This is a genomic window from Alteriqipengyuania flavescens (assembly GCF_030406725.1).
GTDB classification, from domain to species: Bacteria; Pseudomonadota; Alphaproteobacteria; order Sphingomonadales; family Sphingomonadaceae; genus Alteriqipengyuania_B; species Alteriqipengyuania_B flavescens.
The window spans coordinates 576,696-599,765 of record NZ_CP129107.1 but is presented as its reverse complement, the minus strand read 5'-3'; the positions used below and the strand labels follow the sequence as shown (position 1 = coordinate 599,765).

General features: G+C 65.0%; 24 protein-coding genes. 10 read left to right on the top strand and 14 right to left on the bottom strand.

Annotated features, from left to right (window positions below):
• Positions 1-24 precede the first annotated feature (24 nt).
• The 3 genes from QQW98_RS03190 to QQW98_RS03180 form a co-directional block, all read right to left on the bottom strand.
• Entirely contained in the window at positions 25-825 is an 801-nt protein-coding gene (locus QQW98_RS03190; RefSeq protein ID WP_290136109.1) for a DNA-methyltransferase, read from the bottom strand.
• Complete coding sequence (locus QQW98_RS03185; RefSeq protein ID WP_290136108.1) at positions 825-1,700, bottom strand: DNA methyltransferase; 876 nt, start codon at positions 1,698-1,700, stop codon at positions 825-827. Before QQW98_RS03185 ends, QQW98_RS03190 begins: the two co-directional genes overlap by 1 nt.
• Before the next feature lie 136 nt (positions 1,701-1,836).
• Positions 1,837-2,046 (bottom strand): helix-turn-helix domain-containing protein, encoded by a 210-nt coding sequence (locus tag QQW98_RS03180; protein WP_290136107.1) that lies wholly within the window; start codon positions 2,044-2,046, stop codon positions 1,837-1,839.
• Between the two features lie 91 nt (positions 2,047-2,137).
• Between QQW98_RS03180 and QQW98_RS03175 the strand changes: the two genes are divergently transcribed.
• Positions 2,138-3,001 (top strand): hypothetical protein, encoded by an 864-nt coding sequence (locus QQW98_RS03175; RefSeq protein ID WP_290136106.1) that lies wholly within the window; start codon positions 2,138-2,140, stop codon positions 2,999-3,001.
• A gap of 90 nt (positions 3,002-3,091) precedes the next feature.
• Here QQW98_RS03175 and QQW98_RS03170 read toward each other — a convergent pair whose 3' ends face one another.
• The 4 genes from QQW98_RS03170 to QQW98_RS03155 form a co-directional block, all read right to left on the bottom strand.
• Positions 3,092-3,418 carry a hypothetical protein gene (locus QQW98_RS03170; protein WP_290136105.1) on the bottom strand — a complete coding sequence of 109 codons (327 nt, stop codon included), beginning with the start codon at positions 3,416-3,418 and terminating at the stop codon, positions 3,092-3,094.
• Positions 3,415-3,678: a hypothetical protein gene (locus QQW98_RS03165; protein WP_290136104.1), complete on the bottom strand. Its 264-nt coding sequence runs from the start codon at positions 3,676-3,678 to the stop codon at positions 3,415-3,417. Before QQW98_RS03165 ends, QQW98_RS03170 begins: the two co-directional genes overlap by 4 nt.
• Positions 3,679-3,719: 41 nt before the next feature.
• Positions 3,720-4,571, bottom strand: coding sequence for a hypothetical protein (locus tag QQW98_RS03160; RefSeq protein ID WP_290136103.1), 852 nt, complete (start codon positions 4,569-4,571; stop codon positions 3,720-3,722).
• A 263-nt stretch (positions 4,572-4,834) separates the two neighbouring features.
• On the bottom strand, positions 4,835-5,407 hold the full coding sequence (locus QQW98_RS03155; RefSeq protein ID WP_290136102.1) for a hypothetical protein: 573 nt from the start codon (positions 5,405-5,407) through the stop codon (positions 4,835-4,837).
• Between the two features lie 152 nt (positions 5,408-5,559).
• Here QQW98_RS03155 and QQW98_RS03150 point away from each other — a divergent pair, with 152 nt between their 5' ends.
• On the top strand, positions 5,560-5,931 hold the full coding sequence (locus QQW98_RS03150; RefSeq protein WP_290136101.1) for a ribbon-helix-helix domain-containing protein: 372 nt from the start codon (positions 5,560-5,562) through the stop codon (positions 5,929-5,931).
• Positions 5,932-6,117: 186 nt separating this feature from the next.
• Positions 6,118-6,951, top strand: coding sequence for an abortive infection family protein (locus tag QQW98_RS03145; protein ID WP_290136100.1), 834 nt, complete (start codon positions 6,118-6,120; stop codon positions 6,949-6,951).
• Positions 6,952-7,018: 67 nt separating this feature from the next.
• Here the strand turns inward: QQW98_RS03145 and QQW98_RS03140 are convergent, their stop codons facing one another.
• The 5 genes from QQW98_RS03140 to QQW98_RS03120 form a co-directional block, all read right to left on the bottom strand.
• The gene (locus tag QQW98_RS03140) at positions 7,019-7,630 is read right to left on the bottom strand and encodes a hypothetical protein (RefSeq protein ID WP_290136099.1); all 612 of its coding nucleotides are present in this window, start codon (positions 7,628-7,630) and stop codon (positions 7,019-7,021) included.
• Positions 7,631-8,150: 520 nt separating this feature from the next.
• Positions 8,151-10,382, bottom strand: coding sequence for a DUF5906 domain-containing protein (locus QQW98_RS03135; protein WP_290136098.1), 2,232 nt, complete (start codon positions 10,380-10,382; stop codon positions 8,151-8,153).
• A gap of 134 nt (positions 10,383-10,516) precedes the next feature.
• Complete coding sequence (locus tag QQW98_RS03130) at positions 10,517-10,744, bottom strand: helix-turn-helix domain-containing protein (protein WP_290136097.1); 228 nt, start codon at positions 10,742-10,744, stop codon at positions 10,517-10,519.
• Positions 10,745-10,851: 107 nt separating this feature from the next.
• Positions 10,852-11,079, bottom strand: coding sequence for a helix-turn-helix transcriptional regulator (locus tag QQW98_RS03125; protein ID WP_290136096.1), 228 nt, complete (start codon positions 11,077-11,079; stop codon positions 10,852-10,854).
• 60 nt (positions 11,080-11,139) lie between these two features.
• Positions 11,140-12,336 carry a tyrosine-type recombinase/integrase gene (locus QQW98_RS03120; RefSeq protein WP_290136095.1) on the bottom strand — a complete coding sequence of 399 codons (1,197 nt, stop codon included), beginning with the start codon at positions 12,334-12,336 and terminating at the stop codon, positions 11,140-11,142.
• 277 nt (positions 12,337-12,613) lie between these two features.
• Between QQW98_RS03120 and QQW98_RS03115 the strand changes: the two genes are divergently transcribed.
• The 7 genes from QQW98_RS03115 (at position 12,614) to QQW98_RS03085 (ending at position 20,597) form a co-directional block, all read left to right on the top strand.
• Positions 12,614-14,716, top strand: coding sequence for a chemotaxis protein CheA (locus QQW98_RS03115; protein WP_290136094.1), 2,103 nt, complete (start codon positions 12,614-12,616; stop codon positions 14,714-14,716).
• Complete coding sequence (locus QQW98_RS03110) at positions 14,713-15,195, top strand: chemotaxis protein CheW (protein ID WP_290136093.1); 483 nt, start codon at positions 14,713-14,715, stop codon at positions 15,193-15,195. Before QQW98_RS03115 ends, QQW98_RS03110 begins: the two co-directional genes overlap by 4 nt.
• A 54-nt stretch (positions 15,196-15,249) precedes the next feature.
• On the top strand, positions 15,250-15,615 hold the full coding sequence (locus QQW98_RS03105; protein ID WP_290136092.1) for a response regulator: 366 nt from the start codon (positions 15,250-15,252) through the stop codon (positions 15,613-15,615).
• Between the two features lie 16 nt (positions 15,616-15,631).
• Positions 15,632-16,717: a chemotaxis-specific protein-glutamate methyltransferase CheB gene (gene cheB, locus QQW98_RS03100; RefSeq protein ID WP_290136091.1), complete on the top strand. Its 1,086-nt coding sequence runs from the start codon at positions 15,632-15,634 to the stop codon at positions 16,715-16,717.
• Positions 16,714-17,562 carry a CheR family methyltransferase gene (locus tag QQW98_RS03095; protein ID WP_290136090.1) on the top strand — a complete coding sequence of 283 codons (849 nt, stop codon included), beginning with the start codon at positions 16,714-16,716 and terminating at the stop codon, positions 17,560-17,562. Before cheB ends, QQW98_RS03095 begins: the two co-directional genes overlap by 4 nt.
• Before the next feature lie 117 nt (positions 17,563-17,679).
• A complete protein-coding gene (locus QQW98_RS03090; RefSeq protein ID WP_290136089.1) occupies positions 17,680-19,215 on the top strand; it encodes a putative bifunctional diguanylate cyclase/phosphodiesterase in 1,536 nt (511 codons plus the stop codon).
• Positions 19,212-20,597 (top strand): methyl-accepting chemotaxis protein, encoded by a 1,386-nt coding sequence (locus QQW98_RS03085; protein WP_290136088.1) that lies wholly within the window; start codon positions 19,212-19,214, stop codon positions 20,595-20,597. The genes QQW98_RS03090 and QQW98_RS03085 overlap by 4 nt, the downstream gene beginning before the upstream one ends.
• Positions 20,598-20,600: 3 nt before the next feature.
• Here the strand turns inward: QQW98_RS03085 and hmgA are convergent, their stop codons facing one another.
• A complete protein-coding gene (gene hmgA / locus QQW98_RS03080; protein ID WP_290136087.1) occupies positions 20,601-21,908 on the bottom strand; it encodes a homogentisate 1,2-dioxygenase in 1,308 nt (435 codons plus the stop codon).
• Positions 21,909-21,971: 63 nt separating this feature from the next.
• Positions 21,972-22,988, bottom strand: coding sequence for a fumarylacetoacetate hydrolase family protein (locus QQW98_RS03075; protein ID WP_290136086.1), 1,017 nt, complete (start codon positions 22,986-22,988; stop codon positions 21,972-21,974).
• Positions 22,989-23,070: the final 82 nt, after the last annotated feature.

The following is a 23,070-nucleotide window of genomic DNA, read 5'->3' as shown; positions in this document are numbered from 1 at the left end:
AAATGGCCGTCACTGCGGCAGCATTCATGTTGACTGGCGTTCGCTCTCTACTTCAGTTTGCGGAACTTCTTTCTGGGCTTCGCGCAAGCGCCTCTCGGCAATATCGATGTAGGATTGGTTGAGCTCAAAGCCGAGGTAGTTCCGGCCTTCCATTACGGCGGCCACGCACTCGCTTCCGCTCCCTGCGAATGGCACAAGAACCGTATCGCCCTCATCGGAGAAATGCTTCACGATCCGCTGCGAAATGGACAATGGCTTTTGAGTGGGGTGGTCGACTTTTTCGTCCCGAAACCGTCGACCGGCAAGGGTCGGAAACGACCAAATATCACCGGCCATCCTTCCGTCGGGATGTGGTTTCCATACCTTCCCGTTCTTGACGATTTTGTGCTTGAGACGCGCTTGGCTTTTATATGGTTCACGAATGGTGTGGTAGATGTAGTCATCCGACTTTGAGAACCACAAGAGCGGCTCGTAAGTGGCATTTAACGAGCGTTTGCCGTAGCCCGCAAACCCGTTCTCGTAGTGCCAAATTATTTGTCGTCGGTAGGTAAGCCCGAGCTCATACATCATGCACTGAACCCAGCACATGTGGTGATGTATTCCATATACGAAGATATTCCCTCGGTCCGAAAGCAGGCGATCAGCTTGCTCCAGCCATTCCCTAGTCCAATCTCGCCATTCGGCCTTCTTTTCGGACTCCTTCCAAGGACCAAAATCTTTGTCGAGATTGTAGGGTGGGTCCGCAACAATGAGATTAAACTCACCATCGGCTCTCGCTTTCATCCCCTTGATGCAATCAGCGAGTAAGATTTGTCCGTTGGGCATTACTTCTGCTTTGGCTTCTGAAGAATGAGGATGAACTGGTTATGGATGTTCGGCACATAGGAATACGGGTATCCGTACGGAAATACCTTCTTGTGCCTTTGATAAAGGGTCTTGAGCCCCTTCATCTCTAAGCCGTATTCTGCCAGAGCTTGGGCAAGGTCGGCATGAAACATGATGTATTTCGACTTGTCGCGAAAGTCGCTGACAATTATCGCCATATAACCGCCAGACTTTAGGGTTCGGGTGCACTCTCCAAAGATTCCCGCTAGCTCAACTAGGAATTTGGGATAGTCGCTGATGTTGCCCAAGTCTCTTGGGTCGGAACCGTAATTAGTCACCAAACCTTTTTCGAGCCGCTCTTGCCGCGCTTTGTGATCTTCCTTCTTTAAGATAGACCAATAAGGCGGACTGGTAACGATGAAGTCTACTGTGTCGTCTGCGATCGAAGGGAGCTGTTCCCGCACATCCCCTTCCAAGATTTTTTGAGTTACATTGCCGTTCGATTGGTCAGTCTCGGCCTTGAGCCTATCTCTACACAGATTGGCAAACTCAGGGTTGAGCTCAATGCCAATCCCGTTCCTTCCGTCGAGCGCACATGCTTTCAATGTTGAGCCGACCCCCACAAATGGGTCGAGAACTGTCTGTCCGGATTTTGTGAAGAACCGAACGAGACGGCCCACGTCAGTGAACGAAAATGGAGCGGGATGCTGTCTCTCAATTCGGGCGTCCGGATGCCCTGCTCCGAGCCCGCGCTGATTCCAAACTGAGATGGTCTCGGGAATCCATTCCCTCGCGGTCAATTCATTCAACTGATTGCGGGGATCGACCGTAGGTTCAGCCTCTTTGCCGGTTTCTTTCTTGTTTCGTGAGGCCACTTCGTTTCCAAGCTAGGGTGTATAAAGTCAGATTGTGGGAGGGCACGATGCCGTATCAGGCATCACTACGAAACAGTTAGCTGACCCGTAAACTCTCAGCTTGCGAAAAGCCGTAGATAGGTTTTGAAACGCTTCGTTAACCATCGTGAAGCAGGGATGAGGCATGACAGCCGAGTGCTGCTGCGATCCGACCGAGGACTTCCACCGAAGGATTCCGGCGCCCACGCTCTATGCCGCCGAGGTAGGTCAGGTCGATCTCGGCCTCGTGCGCGAGCTGCTCCTGAGTGAGCCCGCGTTCGATCCGCAGCCTCTTCACGTTTGCAGCGACGACGGCGTTCCAGTCCATCGGCCCGCTTGGAGACCGGAGGGACTATAATCTCTAGGGACTATAGTCCCTTTTCGTTTGACAACATCAACCGGTCGCGCACGTTGGCCCCATGTTCGATGTATGGGCCCAGGAACACTCGGTGCTACGCGAAAAGGTCGTCGAGCACACCTTCCTTGCCGAGCTTTCACGGGCGCTCTTGCTCGACCTGAGGCTGCCCTTCGAGGTCCTACGCGCAGAGTACGACGCGAATGGCTATGACGTGGCGATAGAAGCAGCGGGGATCCTGCGGCACGTTCAGCTCAAGACCACCGCCACCACTGGCTCGACGGCGGATGTGGCCGTCCAGGTCGCGCTCGCCGACAAGCCGGGTGGCTGCGTCGTATGGATTTTCGTCGAGAAGGAGACGCTCGCTCTGGGGCCGTTTCTGTGGTTCGGGGGCGAGCCTGGCAGGCCGCTGCCGCCGCTGGGCGACCGTGTAGTGCGCCACTCACGCGCCGATGCGACAGGCAAGAAGAAGGTGCGGCAGGGTCTGCGCCGCCTGCCTCGCGGCATGTTCACCCGGATCGAGACGATCGAGGAGCTGGCCCGCGTAATGTTCCAACCGACGGACCACCGGCAAGCGCTCGAATCCCACCTCTCACGCCGATCGGCGCTGCCGCACCTTGGCGAACTGGTCGATGGGCTGACTTGGGAGGGATCGGCGCCCGTTGCCTACATGATCGACGGATACGCCTTGGCGAAGGAGGCGGGGATCAGAGACCCGTTCGCCTTCGCCGAAAGCATGCGGGCGAATGCGGAGCGAGATGGACGTTGGCACGGTAGTGCGTTGGAATTGTGGATCGCCCTCTTCATGGAGCACCGTCGAGACCACTTTGGCGGGCCGGTTGGCGCGCCATTCGAAGTCGCTCCGCTGCCCCTGCGGGACGAGCTCTGCCGGACGCTGTCGTTGGCATTAGCATCGATGAAAGTTTGATCTCAAATTCGAGGGCGGGGATCTGCGCGGCTTGGCGACGCACTCCGAAGCAGAAGAGGCCCGACCGCGATTGCGATCGGGCCTCAACCTCTAGCTGGCGGACAGGTAGGCGGTCGCGCCATTCCGCCTGACCGCGCCGAAGTCTATCGGCCAGGGTCCCCGCACCCATCGGTGCAGCATCGGCCCCTCGTCCGCCCGCACGACCCACTGTGACTCGTATCCAAGCTCATGCAGGAGGTAGCGCAGGTCGTGCCGGTCGAGCGGGGTCATCTCGTCGGGCACGCGCCCGGTGAGCTCGGTCCACGCCCGCTCGAGGGAAACCACCTGATGCCCCGCGAGCCGTGCGACGGCGGCGACGGCGGCCCGGTAGCCGTCGCCGTCGCTGACGCGGTCGAACGGACTGCCGAAGCGGGTCACGCGTTCAGCGCGCGGTCGGCGCGCGTCCGGTCGGGCCAGGTGGCATTGCCGGGCTTGCCGACCGGCAGGCCTTGGACGGCGACCGGGTCGATGCCCGCGCTAACGGGCACGGCGGACCAGCCGTCGATGCCGGGCGCGCCGATCATCGCTCCGGCGGACGCCCGCGCGGCCGCCTCGTCGGCGCCCTCGGCGAGCACAAAGCCGATGCCGTCTGCGCGGCGGTCAGCGTGGTTGGCGGGATGGAAGATGAATATGGCCATGGCCTAATTTCCTTTCGTCGGGGTGTCGGGCTGTATGGGGTTCACTCGGTCGGCTCGGGCGCCGGGGCGCGGCGCGCCCTCAGGCCCGAGGCGATCCGCTCCTCGCCGGTTGGCGAAGCCGCAGGCGCCTCGTCCTCGGCGTCCTCCTCGGTCTGCTCGTCGTCGGGTGCGGGGTCGCCGTAGGCGCCGATCTCGGCCTCGCGCTTCTTGAGCATGGCGATCTGCAGGGCGCGGTGCGCGCTGCCCTTGCCGGTCTCGAACTCGGCGTCCGCCTGCAAAGCTTCGAGAACGCGCCGCTCCGCCTCGACCAAGGCCTGCGACAGCTCGCGGTGCAGCTCGCCGAACATCACGTCGGCCAGTTCGCCGGCGCTGAAGGGTCGGTCGTCGCGCTTCATGTTCCCGACCCGCCCGCACAGCGCGGCGGCCAGCTCCTTGTCCTTCGTCGCGGCGGCAAGCTCAGCGAGGCTGGCGAGTTCGACCGGGCCGGACTGCTCGATCTGCGACTGGATGCGGCTGCGCCGCTCGTCGCCGAGGGTGTCGCGCATCAGCATCTGCATCGGGGAGCGGTAGTGCGCCTCTGCGGACTTGATGCGGTCGGCCAGGGCGGAGAGTTCGCGGGTGAGCGCCAGCCGTGCGTCCTTGCTCTGGCGGGCGAGTTCGGCGCGATACCCGACGAGGGCCTTCCGCACCATCGAGTCGCGGTCGCGCTTGTCGATCCCGTCGAGCGAGCTCTCAAGCTGCTGGCGGCGGCGCGTCAGGTCCAAGTGGGCCTTGCGGACCATGTTGTCGTGCTGGACGCGGTTGTGGTTGATCTTGGCGAGCGCGGCGCGGATGTCGTTGTCGGTCATCCAGGCGGCTCCGAGGTTCGCCTTGGTCTTGCTGGGGGTGGGCATGGTGTTCCTTTCCGTCGAGGTTCAGGCATCTCGCCCGAAGCTGAACGTTTCGACCATGCCCAGGCGCAGCCCAGACGGATGGCCCGCCACCTGCGGACCCGGTCGAAGCGCATTCGCCTCGAACTCGACACGAGATGACGGATGCGCGGGCCGGTCAGCGTTTCGGACCAGCAAACGGTGCCCGCCGCGGTGCTTGGTAGCGACCGCGGCGGGCAAGCCCCTGGTAAAGGAAAGCGAAACCCAGGAGCTCAACTTATTAGTTGTCAGGCGGCCATCGGCAGGATCGACGGGAACTTCACGTTTGCTTCCCGATCGAGTTCGGCTGCCCATGTCATGAATGCCGGTGCGAAGCTGGCCGCTTCGCCGCTGACAAAACGCAGCGCCTCGATGACAACTCCGAGGGCCAGAAGGTTCTTCTGCGCATCGGCATCGCCTCGCTCCGCAGCACCGTCGAGCTTCGCCGCCTCTTCCATGAGCGTGCTTCTGTTAGCATTCCAGAATTGCACCAAGGAACTCTCGGGCAGGTTCACGGAGACTTCACTCCGCTGCCCCTCGATCTCGGCTGCATAGTTTACCCGCAGGAAGGTCTGGGAACTCGGCTCGTCATCGTTGTCAGCCACTCGCAGTTCCATGTGGCCGCTCTTGTACTCGCCACCCGCGGGATCGACACCCGGCTCGCCCTCCATCAGGCCATAAACAAGCTCGCTCAGGAACTCGAAGTCGACGCCCTCCAAGTTCGTCTCGAAGGTCACCACACCCCTGACATTCAGCTCCGCGCTGAAAGGGAAGAAGGTGTAGCTGGTGTTGTCGTCGATCTGGATATTCAGGTTCTTCATTTTTCACTCCATTTAGCCGCAAGCCGCTTTGGGCTGCTTCGGGCCGCCCATCGGCTCGATGGACAGCCCTATTGCCGATTCGCTTGCGGCCGTCAAGGGCCTTCGCTAAAGGCTTCGGGCCGCTTCGAGCGGCCCGAGGAATGGAGTTGATTATGGCTGGCGAAAAGCCGTCCCCCGGACGGAGGCTGAAGCGCATCTCTGTTGCGCTCCAAGAGGATCAGTACATTGGATTAGAGGAAGTGGCCGAAGATATGGGCCTGACTCTCGCCGACGCTGCGCGCGAGGCGATCAACAGCTACCTGCTTACCGAGCACTGGGGTCATACCGTCGGCAGTCTAGCCAAGTCGGAGATAGAGCGAGGCCTCACCAACGAGGAGGTTCTCGAGAAGGTACTGGCGAAGTTCCCACACGCCAGAACCACTCGCGACTCGATCGCTTGGTACCGGAGCCGGATGCGCAGGGATTCGCCGGAACAGGGTATAATGACCGACCGAGAGGCCAGGGAGCGCCGGGGGAAGGATTAGTTCGGTACCCGATGCGGTGCGTGCTCGCGGGTGAACTCCCCTACACTAATTGGATCAGAGGCTTGGCTGGCGACGCTCGCCGATACCAAATCAGCGCGTCTCAGGAGAATACAGTTGAACGGCCGATTTTCACCCTACGTCATTAAGGCACTCGTCGATGTCATAACTGGAGGCGCAGGTAACGATATGGCGCCGCCGATCGGGGTGTATCGCTCCGGTCCGAAAATCGAACAGTTCTTCTTGGACTGCGGCTTCGACATGCGCATCGGCTCGCAGTCTCGCATCCCTGCCACGATCGACGCGCTTCGCCAGATGGCGGGAGGGCAGGAAGGCGACGAACTCGTCAAGCGGGCCATCCTCAAGGTGTGCGATCCGAGGGAGTACCTGAGCGAGCCAGACAAGGCCGCCGCCGTCCGGGAGCACCTCAATCGAGCACTAGAGGCCGATGGTCTCGCGGTGACGGTGGTGGGAGGCAAGGCCCACTTGACCACTCGACAGGGAAGCGGCGTGATCGTCGAGCCCTTCATCAGCAAGGTGGCGGTCCTGGACTTCGACACCGTGCAGGTGGAGGTCGCGCGGGCGATCGCGAACGCGGCTGAAGACCCGGAGGATTGCGTCACGGCCGCCTGCTCCCTGGTCGAGGCGGTATGTCGCTCGATCCTGATAGAGATGGGCCTTCCGCTCCCCGCCCGGAAGGACATCGATGGGCTACTGAAGGCGGTCCAGGAGCCCTTGGGCCTCTCGCCCGGCCGGACAGACTTGCCTCCCGAGATCGAACAGGACGTCCGCCAGGTTCTGGGCGGCCTCACGTCCACGCTCAAGGGGGTCGGTGCGCTCCGGACCCACGGCGGGGACGCGCACGGTCGGGAGAGGGGCTTCCGCAGGGTGGACGCCCGGATCGCCCGTCTCGCTCTCAACGCCGCGAGCACGACCGCTCTGTTCCTGATCGAGACTTGGGAGCGAAAGGAGAGCCGCTCGCTGCCTCAACATGGGGACAACGGTGCTCAGGTCGGTGCTTAGGCAATAGCGAGAGGGCCAAGGTTCTGAAACGGCTCGGCTTCGACCGCCCTCGCCCACCTATACGGTGTCAGCGGGTCGGCTTGACCAGCCGCAGTCCTTCGATGCCGGATGACCCCTTACGCGGGCGATTGTCGCGCCTCGCTTGCTCCGCCCTGTCGGCCAGCTCGTCGGTGACCTCGACCGGTGCCTCCCGGAACTGCTTCTGCTGCTCCGACGCGCGCGCCATCCAGGTGTCGAGGCTCTCCATGCCGGGCACGACCAGGACGCCGCCGCCCTGCACCACTTGGCCCTTGCCGTCGTCGCGGTCTCGCCAGCCGTACTGGCTCTTGCCCAAGAAGATGGCGGCCACGGTGTCGCCCGCCTTCGCCATACCCATCAGGATGTCTCGCAGTTCCGCCTCCTCGGCGTCCTTGCGGGCCTCGACCGCGTCCATCAGCGCCTCGCTGCCGTCCACGATCCGCTTGAGCGTCTTGACGGTCGTGCCGAGCGCGCGGGCGATCTGGTGTCGCGGGTAGCCCTCAGACAGAGCGGCGGCCACGGCGTCGAGCGCCTCGGCGGTTGGCTGGCCGCCGTCGAAGGGGATAGGCGCCAGGGGTGGGCGCGGCGCCGCCTCGTCCAGCGGGTCGGCGATCGCCGCCGCGCGCTCCCGCCTCGCTCGCTTCTTGGGTGAACCTGCCATGCGCGGGCACATGCCGCGCGGGCGTTGGCCCCGGACGCCAGCGAAGGCCTCGATCGGTGCTCGGCGCTGTGTTCGCCGCAGCGGCGGCGGTCCAAGTGCTTGGGAAGGAAGGCTTGGAGAGAGCTCGTCCCGCCTATCGACGATCAGGGGGTCGGCCCACGCGGGCATAATGCGCCCGCGCGCCCGTTTTGCGATAGGACGGAGGGCGGGTCGCGGCGTCGGTAGACAGGGTAGACAGGTAGACAGGTGGTTTCTCGTTTAATCGGGAAGCCGTGCCCGGAGGCCCCTGATCGACCAGGGGTGAGGCCCTAAGTGGCCTATTTCCTCTCTATCTGAATGAACTGAATAACCACTTGTCTACCCTGTCTACCGGAGAGAAAGCGTAAGGAAACGCTCGCCTTTTCGGTAGACAGGCGCCTCGGTCTACCCACCCGTCTACATACACCACCTGTCTACCGGGGCGGCCCCATCACGAGGCTTCCAAGCTAGCAGCTAGGGCGACGACCACCTGTCTACCCGTCTACCCCTCCCAGTGCTTGGTCCAGGCGTCGATGCGCGCTGCCGGTCCGGCCGCCTCCCACTCGGCGTGGTTGTTGAGGGACCAGAGCGCGTAGGCGTATCGGCCGGTGTCATCCTTCTTGGTGTAGCGGCTGTGCTGGACCGCGCCCTTCGACTTGAGCCACTCGATGACCCTGCTGCGGCCGTTGCGCGTGGACTTGAAGTCGCCCTTCACCATCGCCCACACGTCGTCGACCCGCACCAGTTCGTAGGCGAGGGTACCGGCCCCCTCCTCCTTCAGCTCGTCGAGGTACTGCTCGAGGTCGCCCACGCTCATGCTGCGCATCTCGGCCTTGCCGGTGGTCATCGGCGCCACGCCCTTCGGGCTGATCGTCGTCGTCCGGTTCTGGAGCATCCACTTCACGGCGGCGGGGAACTCGTCGCCCTTCAGCCTGTCGAACAACTCTGCGTAGTAGCTCGCGTCCCTCGGCTTGGCTGGCGAGAACAGCGTCAGCCACCGCCTGTCGCCCGCCTCGATCGGCACGGCGTCCTTGAAGTTGGTGAAACAGATGAGGTTCAGCCGGTTCGGCACTTCGTAGGTGTCCGTCCGCATCCGCCTGATGCGGAGCTCGTCGCCGGTGATGACGGTCTTGAGCTCGTTGGCGACCTCCCTGCGCCCGAAGGCCATGATCTCCTCCACGACGGCCAGCTGGGTGTCTTCCTGCCAGCCGGTGTACTCCTTCGTCAGCTCCTGGCTCTTCACCATCCGCACGTTGCGGATGCCGACCATCCGCTCCATCAGCTCGCCGATGAAGCTCTTGCCGCTGCCCGGCTCGCCTTGGAGGAGCATGGCGAAGTGGACCTTCTGCACGTCGTCGGCGACGAGGAAGGACAGGTAGTCGAGGGCGTAGCCCCTCTCGGTCTCGTCAGGCAGCAGGTATGCCATATGGTCGAGGAATGCCTGGGCGAGCGCGTCGTCCCGCTTGGGTTGGACCCCGCCGCGGCGCCAGGTGTTGTAGGCGCCGTCCCACTTGCCCCCCTCGATGACCTCGCCCTCACCGGGCACGTAGACGCAGGCGGCGTACTTGCGGATCGGCAGCTTGCCCTTCCACGCGGCGGCCAGGATGTCGCCCTCCCACCTGTGCTGGTAGTGGGACTTGAACTGGAACGGGCTGAGCCGCTGGCAGTCGGCCCGACTTATGAACTGCTCGGCCTTCGTCACCCAAACCCACTTCTCGGCGAGGGGGTGGACGCCCCTTTCGCCCGCGTCGGCCAGTTCCTCGGCGGTGATCGAGGCGATCTCCTCGGCGAAGTCCTCCTCAGCGGTGGTGCGCGTGACTTCCTCGATCAGGTCGCCGCGACCCGCGTCGTTCAGCGCCCTGTAGAGCGTCCTGGCGGTCACCCGCCTCGCGCCGTCGTCGGCGTGGAGGCTGTCCCACCGGCGCCCGATTATCGCGGCGTCGTCGGCGTACTGCGGGTCGGAAGTGGACCAGGCGATGAACTCCTCGCGCCCGTCGCCGCCCGTGGCGTGGTGGCTGGCCATCATCAACTCGCGCCACCGCGCCTCGTCGCGGTAGGCGGACGGGTCGAGACCCTCCAGCATAGCTTCCAGCTGATCGGGCGTCAGTTCGCCTGCCACGGCGCCGCCGTTCGGCTCGGGCCGCTTGATGAGGTCGAGCAATCGGTCGGGCGCCGGACGCACGTCGTCCGAGATGGGCGTGGCGAGCGGGTCGTCGTCCCATACGTAAGGCTCGCGGGTGTCGGGGTGCGAGGACCCGGGCGCGACGACCTGGCGGCCATAGCCCTTGAACTCGACACCTTGGTACTCGTCCAGGCTGTCGGACGCTAGGAAGCCGTGGGGTACGCGCATGTAGAAGTGGCTGCCGCCCGAGCCGGTCACGACGTGCGGCCAGTCGTCGAGCCGCACGTCCAGCGCCTTCTCCAGCCGCGCGACAGGGTCGTCGCCGGGCGCGAAGTTGCGGGGGTCGACGTCCACGACGAGGTCGATGGGCCGGAGCCGCACCCCCGCGTTGACGCCGCTCGCCATGAGCTCGCTCGCGTCTTCGGCGTCGAGCGGATCGGCGGTGCGCCACCCCTTGCAGGGCGCCTTCCCGATCGTGCGGCCCTTCGCGTCCAGGTCGTTCGGCGCGTGGAGCCGCACAAACTCGTACCCCGTCCCGTCGAAGGCCCGGACCTGTTCGGGCTTGAAGCCGAATGCTGGCGCTTTGGCCCCGTCCGTGGGGCTATTCGTCAATTCGTCAGACACTTCCAAATCCTACTTGCCTGGGGTTGTAGTCGCTGTCTGTTCCTGAGGCCAATCCATTTCATGGCTCTGCAGTTAGGGCGCTCCCGTCAGTCCAGCGGGGGCGCTCTTTCCCTTTCGGGCGGTCACGCCGCCAGCTCGGCGCGGTAGGCGTCGAGGTCCTCACGCATGTAGAACCAACGGCCGCCGTCCTTCTGGGCGCGCGGACCCTTTCCCTTGCAGCGGTACCACCGCAGGGTCGGTTCGGTGAGACCCAGGTATGCGGCGGCCTCGAAGGGGTTCATCACCCCGCACCCGAGGCGGGCCCGCTGCGCGGCCTCCTTCGCCGCCGTGAGGTTGTCGTCGGGTTTCATCTCGCTCGCTCCTTCGTCTTTGCCCGCGCCAAGAGGTCGCGGGGTACGGTGGGGCGATGCGGCGAGCGGGCCGCGGGTGGAACCAACGTTTGCTGCTTGTAGTGCGGTCAGCCCGCCCGGACGAACGCGTCCAGGTCATCGACGTGGTAGCGGACCAGCCGTTCCTGCACGACGTGGTAGCGGGGGCCCTTGCCGGTGGAGCGCCAGTTGCGCAGCGTGCCCGCGGTCGATCCGAGGTACGCCGCGGCCGCCTCGCTGTCGAGCCACGGGCTGCGCGGCCTCGCCAGCTCCTCGCGCACGGCCTCGCGGATTGCCTCTATCGTCAGCTCGGTCACTCGGTCGCTCCTCGATTGCGGAGCGCACCAAGTGACCGAGGATGACGGCGGCCCGTACCATCACTCCGGGGCAGGCAGCGCGTGGACGAAGCCCATCGGGTCCACCAGGTCGCCATCTGGCGTCTCGGTGAACCTCGCCCCGGCTGACCCGAAGACCATGTCCTCGAAGGCCTGCACGTGCGGCCTGAGGTGCTCGACGAGGTGGTCGGCATGGACGTAGCCGCCGCTCGCGCCGGGCAGCTTCTGGCCGAGCAGCAGGGCGCTCTCGGCATAGGGCACGCCCGATTGGATGTAGAGCGTCCTGGCGTGGTGGCGGTACTCGTGCGGGGAGGGCAGCCCATCGTCCCTCGGCTCTGCTATGTGACCCGACCGGCTGGACGGCGACGGCCAGAGCCAGTCGCTGCCGAGCGGCGCGTCTGCCCGCATCCTCGCCTCCAGTATCTTCGCCAGCCGCCACCCGATCGGCAGCTTCAGCGGCTCGTCACTCGTCTTCATGTGGGTCAGGGTCAGCACCCCGTTTGCAAGGTCCACGTCCTCCCTGCGCACGTTGAGGATCGAGGTCCGACGAGCGCCGGTGAGCAGCATGGCGACGTGCAGGTCTCGGCGCTGCGACCTGAGCTCCATCACCCGCTCCCACCAGCAGGGGATGTCCAGCGGGGCCACCTTCCGCCTCTTGTTCGACGGCACGTAAAGCGCGGCCACCGGGTTGCCGGTCAGCGTCTCGTCGATCCGCATAGCGGTGTTCACCACGGCCCTGAGCGTCCGCATGACCGATCCGGCCGTGGTGTCCCCGTGCTTCCGCTTCAGCTCGGCGTACAGGTCACGCACCATCTGGCGCGAGATGTCGGCCACGGCCTTCTTCCGCCAATGCTTGAGGTAGTGGTCTAGATGGTAGCGGTAGCCCTCCTCGGTTCGCGGGCGCAGCGGCTTCTCCTCGATGTGGGCGTCCATCGCCCGCTCGAGGGTGATGCCGGTCTCGTCCGGCCCGTCGGTCGGGTCCACGCCCGACTGTATCTGCGACATGATCGCCTTCGCCCGGTTGCGGGCCTCGCGCAGCCCGATCCTGTCCACCCGGTCGATCTTGACCCGCACGGTCCGCACGTGGCGGCCGTTCCGCCTCACGTCGCCCTGCGCCGCGTAGGTCTTGGTGGTCTTGTGGCAGAGGACCATCAGGCCCTTCACCTGCACGTCCCTGTGTATGCCGCTGCCCAGCGGCAGCTCCCTAATCTTGGCCTCGGTCAGGTTTATCACGGCCATGCGACATTCTCCTTCAAGTACCGCGCCGAGCACCGAACGGCCGCTATCGCTGGCTGCCGTCGGCTGACGCTGATTGACTGAATGTCGCGGGTTTACGCCCTCGCGAGCGCCTGTATGACCATGATTAGCGCCGAATTACTGCGCTATGCGGGGCTTTTAATCAGTAGGTCGCTGGTTCGAACCCAGCAGGGCTCACCACCTTTCCCCTCCCGCCGTCTTGAGCAATCGTTAACCATCCCGCGGCATGGATCGAACCCGATCATTTCGGGGACGATCGATGGACGACTTGCTGGCCGAATTCGTGGCCGAAACACGCGAAATGCTGGACGCGCTGGGCGGCGAGCTCGTCGCATGGGAGGCCGATCCGGCCGACCGCGAACGGCTCGACCAGATTTTTCGCTTCGCCCACACGGTGAAGGGTAGCTGCGGCTTCTTCGACTTCCCCCGGCTCGAAAAACTCAGCCATGCAGCGGAAGAAGCGCTCGACGAAGTGCGCCGCGGCAACCGGCAGGCGAGCCCCGCGCTGGTCACCGCCGTACTGCGGGTGATCGACCGGATCACCGACCACATCAACGCCATCGACGCCGGGCAAGAACTGCCCGCCGGCGGCGACGAGCACCACATCGCCGCGCTGTCCGCGGATGCCGAGGATGTCGATGACGCACCGCTCGATAGCGAACCGGGGCAGGGCGCGGCGGAGGAAAGCGAAGCGGAACGGCCGCGCACACCGGTTATCCAGCGCTCCATCCGCCTGCCGGTGGAATTGCTCGACCGCATGATGAGCGGCGTCTCCGACCTCGTGCTCGCCCGCAACGACCTTGGCCGGGGATTGCGCGACATGGGCGGCGACCCGGTGGTGGACGGCACTTTCGAACGCATGTCCGCGATCCTCGACGAGGTTCGCGACGCCGTGACGCGGATGCGAATGCAGCGGATCGAACTCCTGTTTTCCTCCCTGCCGCGTCTGGTGCGCGACCTTTCGCGCGAGCTCGACAAGCAGGTGCTGGTCGATTTCGAAGGCGGCGACGTGGAACTCGACCGCGAAATGGTGGAATCCATCCGGGACCCGCTGACGCATGCGATCCGCAATGCCGTCGACCACGGGTTCGAGCCTGCTGCCGAGCGCCGCGCCGCCGGGAAGCCCGACGTCGGCACGCTCACCATCGGGGCAACACAGGCGGGTAACCAGATTTACCTGAATGTGCGCGACGACGGCCGGGGCATCGATGCCGAAAAGGTCGCGGCCAAGGCGCTCGAAAAGGGCCTTGTGGACGCGAAACAGCTTGAGGGGATGTCCACGCGCGAGAAAGTCAATCTCGTTTTCCTGCCCGGCTTCTCGACCGCCGAGACCGTTACTGCAGTCAGCGGCCGCGGGGTCGGCATGGACGTGGTTCGTGCCAATATCGAAAAGGTCGGCGGCGGGGTGGAACTGTCCAGCAAGCTGGGCGAGGGCACCTCTCTCGTCATGCGCCTGCCGCTGACGCTCAGCATCATCGACACGCTGAGCGTGGACATCGCCGGCCAGCGCTTTGTCATGCCGCGTTCGGGCGTCGAGGAGATCGTGCTGGGCGCCGACGAAGACCGGCATTTCCACGAACTGGGCGACGGGACCTACCTCGAATTCCGCGGCAAGCGCGTGCCCTGCCTGGAGTTGGAGCGCATTCTCGACCTCGATGGCGGTATAGCGCGTTCCGACCGCACCTACGTGGTCGTGCGATTCTCACGCCAGCACCTGATTGCCTTTGCCGTCGACGCAGTGATCGATCACGAGGAAGCGGTGATCAAGCCTATCGCGCCTGAGCTGACTGCTACGGGTCTCTATACCGGCGCGACTTTGCTCAACGACGGGACGCCGGTCCTGGCGCTGGATATGGCGAGCATCGGCCTACGCAGCGGACTGATGAAGATCGGCAAGGGCGTGGAGGAAATCGCCGGCGAAACCGAGGTGTCGGGCGATACCGACACGGCCGCAGACGTCGAAAGCCAGGTGATGCATTTCATCGGCTTCGACGATGTCGCCCGTTGTATCCCGATGTCCGAACTCGCGCGGATCGAGACCATCGATGCCGCCACGGTCGAGGAACACGCCGGCACGTACCGCGCGGTGATCGAGGGCACGCTTCGCGAAATTGCGGGGCTTGCGGGGGATCCGCCCGCGGATGGCAAGCTGCGGCTGCTGCGCTTCGAGCGCGATGGGCGTGCAGCCTTTTATGCGATCCGGGCCATCGTGGACGTCGCCGAAGCGACCGGCGGGCTCATGGAAGGCTCCGGCGAGGCCTTGACCAAGGGTTACGTGGTGATCGGCAGCAAGCCGGTCCCGATGATCGACACGGCGGCGATCGCGGCCGGGGCCGAACAGGTTGCGGAGGCAGGACGATGAGCGAGCGCGAACCGGTGGGCGCAGGCGACCTTGTCCTGGTGATGGAAATCGGCGGGAGGCTGGCGGCCGTTCGCGCTGTCGAGGTCGCGTCGGTCGACGAGGTGGAGCGGATCGTCCCCGTGCCGGGCGCACCGCCGCATATCCTCGGCCTGGGTGCGCAGCGCAGCCGTGCGCTGACCGTGCTGGATGCGTGCCGCGCCATCGGCGTCGAGGCCGCTTCGGCGCAGGCATCCGACGACGAACGCTGCCTGATCGTGGTGCGCGAGGAATATTTCTACGCGGTCAAGCCCGACCGCGTGCTCGATGTGGGTCCTGCGGCAGGGGACGAAATGCCATTGCCGCAAGGTCTTGGCGACGGTTGGAGCCACACTGCGACGGGCACCATCGAGACAAGCTACGGCGCAGCACTGCTGCTCGATCTCGATGCCTTGCTGGGCGGGTCGGAAGTTACGGCGGGGAACCACATGGCTGCCGCTTAAGGGGATGGTTACCGCCCGCTGCTAGCGCGGCGGTATGAAGAGGGAAGCAACATCATGAAAACCTGCCTCGTCGTCGACGACTCCCGCGTGATCCGCAAGGTATCGCGGCATATTCTGGAGGCGCTCGATTTCACCGTCGACGAGGCCGAGAACGGTCAGGACGCGCTCGACAAATGCGATGCCAGCATGCCGGACGTCATCCTGCTCGACTGGAACATGCCGGTCATGAGCGGGATCGAATTCATCGTGAAATTGCGCGAACGGCCCGATGGCGCCTCGCCCAAGGTGGTCTTCTGCACCACCGAGAACGACGTTGCGCACATTCGCGAGGCGATCGACGCCGGCGCCGACGAATACGTCATGAAGCCGTTCGACCACGAAACGCTGCAGATCAAACTGCAACTCGTCGGCTGCGCCTGACCCAAGGGGCGGCCGGGTGGGTACCATCCAGTCTGGCAAGGCGGGCATCGGCCTCGCCAGGCGCCGCGCGCTGATCCGCGTAATGGTGGTCGACGATTCGATCACCGTGCGCAGCGCCGTGTGCCGGACGATCGACCCTGAACCCGACATCGTCACCGTCGCCACGGCGGGCAGCGCTGAAGTCGCGCTGGAAATCCTCGAAGGCCAGCCGGTCGACGTCATCGTCCTCGACCTCGAAATGCCGGGGATGGGCGGGCTGGCGGCGCTGCCGAAACTCCTGGAAACCGCGCCCGAGGCGCAGGTGCTGGTCGTGTCCTCGCTGACCGCGCGAGGGGCAGAGGCTACCGTCGAAGCGCTCGCGATGGGTGCGGCCGACACGCTCGAGAAACCGTGTTCGGGCCAGTTCGACGATGCCTATCGCAGCCGTTTCCTCGCCCAGCTGAGAGCGCTGGGGGAGCAAGCCCCGCTTGCGTCCGAAGCGCCGCCGGCGCCGCGGGAGAAGACGGCCAAATCGGCGCGTGTCGAAGCGCTCGCGCTGGGCGCATCGACCGGCGGCATCCATGCGCTTTCTACCCTTTTGCGCGCCATGCCTTCGACGGTCGCGGTGCCGATCTTCGTGACGCAGCACCTGCCCTCGTCCTTCATGACCGTGTTTGCCGGCCAGCTGGCTTCCGCATCGGAGCGCCAAGCCGTCATCGCGGAAGACGGGATGGCGGTGCAGCCCGGCCGCATTCACATCGCACCGGGCGACGGGAATCTCGTCGTCAAAGGCGGCCGGGATGCCCCTGTTATCCAGCTCACGCACGAACGATCGGCCAGCCATTGCCTGCCTTCGCTCGATCCGATGTTCGCCTCGCTCGCCAGTGTCTATGGCGACTCGCTGCTGGCGGTCGTGCTGACCGGCATGGGCCGCGACGGTCTGGCCGGCGCGCGCGACGTGGCGGCGACGGGCGGCACCGTCCTGGCGCAGTCGGCGGAAAGCTGCGCCGTCTACGGCATGCCGCGCGGCGTCGTGGAAGCGGGGCTGGTGCGCCAGAGCCTGCCGCCCGCCGAACTCGGTCACGCAATCGGCAAGCTGTGCGGGGTCCCCGCATGGACATGAGCAGTGCTTCGGCGCGCATCATCGCCGATCTCTTGCGCGCGCGAACCGGCCAGCAACTGACCGAAAACCGCCTGTGGCGCATTCCCAGCGCGCTCGCCGGCGTCTTCCGCAAGAACGGCCTCAGCAATCTCGACCAGCTCGTCTGCCTGCTGGCCGAGCCGGGCAACGGCGACCTTGCCACCGAGGTGGTCGAGGCGCTGATAAACAACGAGACCTACTTCTTCCGCGACCGGCAGATGTTCGACGCGCTGCAGCAGCAGGTCCTGCCGGAGCTGCTGAAGAAGCGGGCCGATCGCAAGAGCCTGCGCATCTGGTCGGCGGGATGCTCAAGCGGGCAAGAGCTGCTGTCCATTGCTATGATGCTGCGCGAGCTGCCGCAGGCGCGCGATGGCTGGGCCTTCACGCTTGTCGGTACGGATATTTCGGGCCGGATCATCGATCAGGCGCGTGCGGGGCTTTACTCGCAGTTCGAGATCCAGCGCGGGCTCGCGGTGATCCAGATGCTCGGCAATTTCGAAGAAGAGGATTGCGGCAATTGGCGCGCCGCGCCGGAGCTTCGCCGGATGATGCGCTTCGAACAGCGCAGCCTGCTCGACAGCGCGCCGAACGGCGGGCCGTTCGACCTGGTGCTGTGCCGCAACGTCCTGCTCTATTTCGACGACTGGACCCGGGCGATGATGTTCGACCGGTTGCGCGGCGCACTGGCCGACGATGGCCGCTTGATGCTGGGTGCAGGCGAAACGGTTGTCGGGCAGAGCGTCCTTTTCGAACCGCTCGGCGACGGCAGCGGCCTGTTCGGTCCGGCGGCTGCCGATTGCGAACCGGCCAAGCGCCGCCGCGCTTGACCGGAAAAGTTGTAAAAACCCGACATTCTCGCGCGCATTTTTATACTTAATTAGCGTTTACCTCCTAGCCCGATGTCGACCGTGGACAGGGTCCGACCTGTCCCCACCGAGGGCATGATGAGGTTCATTTCGACATTCGATCCGAAGGAATGGTCGCCGCGGCAGCTGGTGATGCTGCCGCTGGGCGGGATTTCCTTCGTCTTCGGCCTCATCATCCTGTTTTTCGCGCTTGGCCTGCAAACATCGATGCTGCCGGTGTGGGCGATGATCGTCACCGGCGTCGCGCTCTACCTGTTAACCCTCTTCCTGCTCGGCCGGGTCGGCATGGCGAGCGTCGAACGGCTCGAACATCTCGGCCTGACCGACAGCCTCAGCGGCCTGCCCAACCGCCGGGCGCTGCACCGCGATGTGGCGCGCAGGGCGGGGCCTGGCTGCGAAGTGGCAGTAGCCCTGGTCGATCTCGACGGGTTCAAGCAGGTCAACGACACCTACGGCCATGCGGTCGGCGACATGGTGCTCAAGCTTTGCAGCGACCGGCTGGTCGAACTCTGCGGCGACGATTCGCTGTGCTACCGCCTGGGCGGGGACGAATTCGCGGTGGCGGTCGTGGGCCCGATCGCGGGCAACATCCTCGAAGGGATTAGTCGCCGTATCGTGGAGGCTTTCCACCGCCCGATCGATGTGGGCGGACGGCACATTGTCATCGGCACCAGCATCGGCCTCGCCCGGTCAAGCGGCAACGACGGACTGTCGTCGTCCGAACTCCTCCGGCAGGCCGACGTCGCCATGTATGCCTCCAAGCGCGGCGGCAAGATGCGCTGCACCTGGTACATCCCCGAATTCGATGAGAACCGCGAATCCAAGCGCGCGCTAGACGTGGAATTGCGTAAGGCGCTCGGCAACAGCGAGTTCAAGGTCCATTACCAGCCTCTCGTCGATGCCAACGATCGCCGGATAGTGGCCGTGGAGGCGCTGCTGCGCTGGGGGCGGAAGAATGGCCCGCCCATCGGTCCCAATGTCTTCATCCCGATCGCTGAGGAATCCGGCTTCATCAACAATATCGGCCTCTGGGTCCTACGCCAGTCGTGTCTCGATGCGCGCGGGTGGGACGATCTCAAGGTTTCGGTCAACATCTCGGCGGCGCAATTACGCAATCCGGAATTCCCGGTCCAGGTGGGCCATATCCTCGAAGAGACTGGCTTTCTGGCTGACCGACTGGAGCTGGAGGTCACCGAGACATGTCTCGTGCTCGATCCGATCGTGGTCGGGCGCAGCCTCGACGTGCTGCGGCAGTTCGGCGTCAGCGTGGTGCTCGACGATTTCGGCACCGGCTACGCCTCGATCGGTTTCCTGCGCCAGTTCCGCTTCGAGAAGCTGAAGCTGGACCGCTCGCTGATCACCAGCGCTGAAGGTGATGATGGCAGCCGTGCGATGATGCTGTCCAGCATCTCCGTCGCCCGTGCGATGGCGATGGCGGTGACGGCAGAGGGCGTCGAGACCGAGGCGCAGGCCGCGCTGGCGCGCACCGCCGGCTGCGACCAGATCCAGGGCTGGCTCTATTATCGCGCCATGCCGGCGGAAAAAATCGAGGAATTGCTTGCTGCGGCAAGGCTTGAAAACGGCCGCGGGGGCGGCACTGCGGAGGTAGCATGAGTTCAATAGACGATCTCGCCCGGGATCTGCGCCAGCATGTCGATAACGAGCTGGTACAGTCGGATCATGACCCGGAAACCGGTAAGGTTGAAGGATGGTTCTCGCGGCTCGATTCCGACAAGAAGCTGTTCGTGACGACCGGCTTCCCTATCCTTTTCATCCTGGCGCTGGGCGGCACTGCGCTGTTCGGAATGTGGCAGGCTTCCAGCATCAACGGCGATCCGGCCGTCGCCAGCGCGCTTCGCACGGCGTCCTGGAGCGTCATCGGCGTCGCCGCCGCGATGGTCGGCATGATCGCGCTTGGTGGCCGTGTTCTGACCAATGACATCGTCGTGACCGTACGCCAGCTCGCGGCCGTGATGGAACGCATATCGCGCGGTGAGACCGAATTCGAGATCCCTTCGCGCGAGCGGACCGATGAGTACGGCGACATGGCCCGCTCGCTCGAGATCATGCGCCGGGGTACTCGCCGCCTGCTCAAGCTGGCCGCGGACGAGAAAGCGCATGAACGCAAGGCCCGGCTGCGCGAGGAGCAGAAGGAAAAGATGCTGATGCTGGCCGACCGGTTCGACCGGACGGTGGGCGAAGTGGTCGTGAGTGTGGGCGCAGCGGCCAACCAGCTGCACAGCACCGCGACGCAGATGTCGACCTCTGCCAATACCTCGTCTGCGCAGGCCGACGAAGTCTTCGAGGCCGTTTCCGAAGCGGCCACCGGGGCAGCGGCTGCAGCGGCCGCGAGCGACGAGTTTGCCATGTCCATCGGCGAGATCAGCCGCCAGGCTGCCAGCTCCAGCGAGCTCGCCAGCCGCGCCGGCCAGATCGCGGAAGAGGCGGACGGTACCATCGGCGGGCTCGCCACTGCCGCGGAACAGATCGGCGAGATCGTGGGCCTGATCTCCACCATCGCCAAACGGACCAACCTGCTGGCGCTCAACGCCTCGATCGAGGCAGCGCGCGGCGGGGAAGCCGGGCGCGGCTTCGCCGTTGTGGCCAGCGAGGTGAAGGAACTGGCCGCGCAGACCAGTCGCGCGACAGAGGATGTCGCCGCCCAGATCCGCGCAATCCAGGATTCGAGCAAGGCCAGCGTCGAGGCGCTGCGCACCGTGAACGCGCAGATCGCCGAACTGGGCGCGACCTCGATCTCCATCGCCACGGCCGTGGACCAGCAGTCGATCGCCGGGCGCGAACTGGCACAGAGCATCGACCGCGCGTCCAACTCGACGGAGCTGGTGAACAGCCACGTGCGCAAGGTGCGCGACGCGTCCATGACGACCGGTGCGGCGGCAAGCCAGGTGCTCGGCTCGGCTTCCGAATTGCAGGACCAGGCCCATGCGTTGCGCAGCCAGGTGGACGAATTCCTCGCGCACATTCGCGCAGGCTAGGGGTCAGTTTCCGGGCAGGCTCGCCTTTTCGAAGCCGTCCCACACATCGTCGTAATCTGGCTGGCGGCCGGGGCTCGCCATCGCTTCCCGCGTGGGGCGGAACACGAGGTTGCTTTCGAACATGAAGGCCATGGTGCCGTCGATCTTGTGCGGCTTCAGATCGGCCCCGGTCGCCTTCTCCCAACTCGCCTGGTCGGGGCCGTGACCCGCCATCTGGTTGTGGAGCGAGGCACCCCCGGGCACGAAACCGCCGCCTTCCTTGGCGTCGTATTCGCCGTCGATCAGGCCCATGAACTCGCTCATCACGTTGCGGTGGAACCACGGCGGGCGGAACGTGTCTTCCGCCACCATCCAGCGCGGCGGGAAGATCACGAAATCGCAATTCGCGGTCCCGGCGACGGCGGTGGGGCTGGTCAGCACGGTGAAGATCGACGGGTCGGGGTGATCGAAGCTGACGGTGTTCATCGTGTTGAACCGCGTCAGGTCATAACGATAGGGCACCAGGTTGCCGTGCCACGCGACCACATCGAGCGGTGAATGCGGCAGGGTGGTGCACCACAGCGCACCCTGGAACTTGTGGACCACCTCGCAAGGCTCGTCGCGATCTTCGAACCACGCTTCCGGCGTTTCGAAATCGCGCGGGCTGGCGAGGCCGTTCGAGCCGATGGGACCGAGGTCGGGCAGGTGGAACAGCGCGCCGTAATTCTCGCAAACATATCCGCGCGCGCGCCCGCCGGGCAGCATGACGCGAAAGCGCAGGCCGCGCGGGATGACGCAGATGTGGAGCGGGGGCACGTCGAGCCTGCCGAGCTCTGTTTCGATGACCAGCGCGCCTTCCTGCGGCACGATCAGCATCTCCCCGTCGGCGTTGCAGAAAACCCGCCCTTCCATCGAAGCGGTCGCGGCATAGCCGTGGACACCCAGCCCGGTCATCGAAGCGACATCGCCATTGGTGGCATAGGTGAACAGCGCATCGACGAAGTCGCGCGGCTCTTCCGGCCACGCCAGAGGATCCCAGCGCAGGCGGTTGGGCGAGGGCGCGGGATCGCCCGTCGGCGCGGAGCGAACCTGCGAGATGCCGGTATAGCGCGTGAACGGCGCGTGCTGCGCGGTGGGGCGCATGCGGTAAAGCCAGCTGCGCCGGTTATGGTCGCGCGGCGCGGTGAAGGCGGTGCCGGACAGCTGCTCTGCATAAAGCCCGTACGGCACCTCTTGCGGGCTGTTGCGCCCTACGGGCAGCGCGCCGTCCACCGCCTCGGTGCTGAAGTGGTTGCCGAACCCCGGTATGTACGCCGGCTGGTGCTGGGTCATGGATTGGCCTCCTTCAAACCGGTTTCATCTGTAACTATCGACCGGCGTGCAATCAAGCCGCGCCTAGCGGGAGGCTGGCGGTTTGACTTCCTGCTCGATCGCGCCGAAGATCGAGTGGCCTTCATCATCGTCCATCCAGATGCGGACCGTGTCGCCGTGATGCATGAATTCGGTCGAAGGCTTGCCGTCACGGATGGTCTCGATCATGCGCTGCTCGGCGATGCAGCTGTAGCCCTTGCCGCCATTGGCCACGGGGCGGCCCGGCGAATTGTCGGGGTCGCGGTTGGACACGGTGCCTGAACCGATGATGGTGCCGGCGGAAAGGTCGCGCGTCTTGGCGAGGTGGGCCACCAGTGTGCCCATGTCGAACGTCATCTCCTCGCCCGCTTCGGCACGGCCGAAAGGCTGGCCGTTGTAGTCGACATTGAGCGGCCGGTTGAGCTTGCCGCCCTGCCACAGGTCGCCCAGCTCGTCCGGCGTCACGAACACCGGCGACATGGCGCTGGCGGGCTTGGACTGGACGAAGCCGAACCCCTTGCCGAGCTCGGCAGGGATCAAGTTGCGCAGCGACACATCGTTGGTGAGGCCGACGAGGATGATGTGGTCGAGCGCATCGGCGGCGGACACACCCTGCGGCACGTCGTCGGTGACCACCACGATCTCCGCTTCCATGTCGCAGCCCCAGCTTTCGTCCGCCAGCGGGATCGGGTCGCGCGGGGCGAGGAAGCCGTCGCTGCCGCCCTGGTACATCAGCGGGTCTTCCCAGAAACTGTCGGGTAGTTCGGCGCCGCGGGCGCGGCGGACCAGCTCGACATGGTTCACATAGGCCGATCCGTCGGCCCACTGGTACGCGCGCGGGAGGGGCGAGGCGGCTTCGCGTTCATGGAAGCGTTCGCGCGGGATGGCGCGATGTTCGAGGTCTTCGGCCAGCTTTTCCAGCAGCGGGCGGAACCGCTCCCAATCGTCGATCGCCCCCTGCAGGGTGGAAACGATGTGGCTGGCGTCGGCGCACCAGGCGAGGTTTTTCGAGACGACGACGAGGCGGCCGTCGCGGCCCCCCTTCAGGCTGGCAAGTTTCATGGGCTCTCCAATTGCGTATCCGTGCCCTTGGCACACTCGCGAAAGGAATGCACGGGGTGCGCTGTGCGATCCGAAGGCGGAT

Excerpts from the sequence above, each read along its gene's own strand:
- QQW98_RS03180 (WP_290136107.1), bottom strand. The coding sequence starts at position 2,046 with ATGGACTGGAACGCCGTCGTCGCTGCAAACGTGAAGAGGCTGCGGATC.
- QQW98_RS03090 (WP_290136089.1), top strand. The coding sequence starts at position 17,680 with ATGAGGTTCATTTCGACATTCGATCCGAAGGAATGGTCGCCGCGGCAG.
- QQW98_RS03160 (WP_290136103.1), bottom strand. The coding sequence starts at position 4,571 with ATGCCCACCCCCAGCAAGACCAAGGCGAACCTCGGAGCCGCCTGGATG.
- QQW98_RS03095 (WP_290136090.1), top strand. The coding sequence starts at position 16,714 with ATGAGCAGTGCTTCGGCGCGCATCATCGCCGATCTCTTGCGCGCGCGA.
- QQW98_RS03105 (WP_290136092.1), top strand. The coding sequence starts at position 15,250 with ATGAAAACCTGCCTCGTCGTCGACGACTCCCGCGTGATCCGCAAGGTA.
- QQW98_RS03140 (WP_290136099.1), bottom strand. The coding sequence starts at position 7,630 with ATGGCAGGTTCACCCAAGAAGCGAGCGAGGCGGGAGCGCGCGGCGGCG.
- QQW98_RS03175 (WP_290136106.1), top strand. The coding sequence starts at position 2,138 with ATGTTCGATGTATGGGCCCAGGAACACTCGGTGCTACGCGAAAAGGTC.
- QQW98_RS03165 (WP_290136104.1), bottom strand. The coding sequence starts at position 3,678 with ATGGCCATATTCATCTTCCATCCCGCCAACCACGCTGACCGCCGCGCA.
- hmgA (WP_290136087.1), bottom strand. The coding sequence starts at position 21,908 with ATGACCCAGCACCAGCCGGCGTACATACCGGGGTTCGGCAACCACTTC.
- QQW98_RS03190 (WP_290136109.1), bottom strand. The coding sequence starts at position 825 with ATGCCCAACGGACAAATCTTACTCGCTGATTGCATCAAGGGGATGAAA.
- QQW98_RS03130 (WP_290136097.1), bottom strand. The coding sequence starts at position 10,744 with ATGAAACCCGACGACAACCTCACGGCGGCGAAGGAGGCCGCGCAGCGG.
- QQW98_RS03085 (WP_290136088.1), top strand. The coding sequence starts at position 19,212 with ATGAGTTCAATAGACGATCTCGCCCGGGATCTGCGCCAGCATGTCGAT.
- QQW98_RS03150 (WP_290136101.1), top strand. The coding sequence starts at position 5,560 with ATGGCTGGCGAAAAGCCGTCCCCCGGACGGAGGCTGAAGCGCATCTCT.
- QQW98_RS03110 (WP_290136093.1), top strand. The coding sequence starts at position 14,713 with ATGAGCGAGCGCGAACCGGTGGGCGCAGGCGACCTTGTCCTGGTGATG.
- QQW98_RS03145 (WP_290136100.1), top strand. The coding sequence starts at position 6,118 with ATGGCGCCGCCGATCGGGGTGTATCGCTCCGGTCCGAAAATCGAACAG.
- QQW98_RS03115 (WP_290136094.1), top strand. The coding sequence starts at position 12,614 with ATGGACGACTTGCTGGCCGAATTCGTGGCCGAAACACGCGAAATGCTG.
- QQW98_RS03120 (WP_290136095.1), bottom strand. The coding sequence starts at position 12,336 with ATGGCCGTGATAAACCTGACCGAGGCCAAGATTAGGGAGCTGCCGCTG.
- QQW98_RS03075 (WP_290136086.1), bottom strand. The coding sequence starts at position 22,988 with ATGAAACTTGCCAGCCTGAAGGGGGGCCGCGACGGCCGCCTCGTCGTC.
- QQW98_RS03155 (WP_290136102.1), bottom strand. The coding sequence starts at position 5,407 with ATGAAGAACCTGAATATCCAGATCGACGACAACACCAGCTACACCTTC.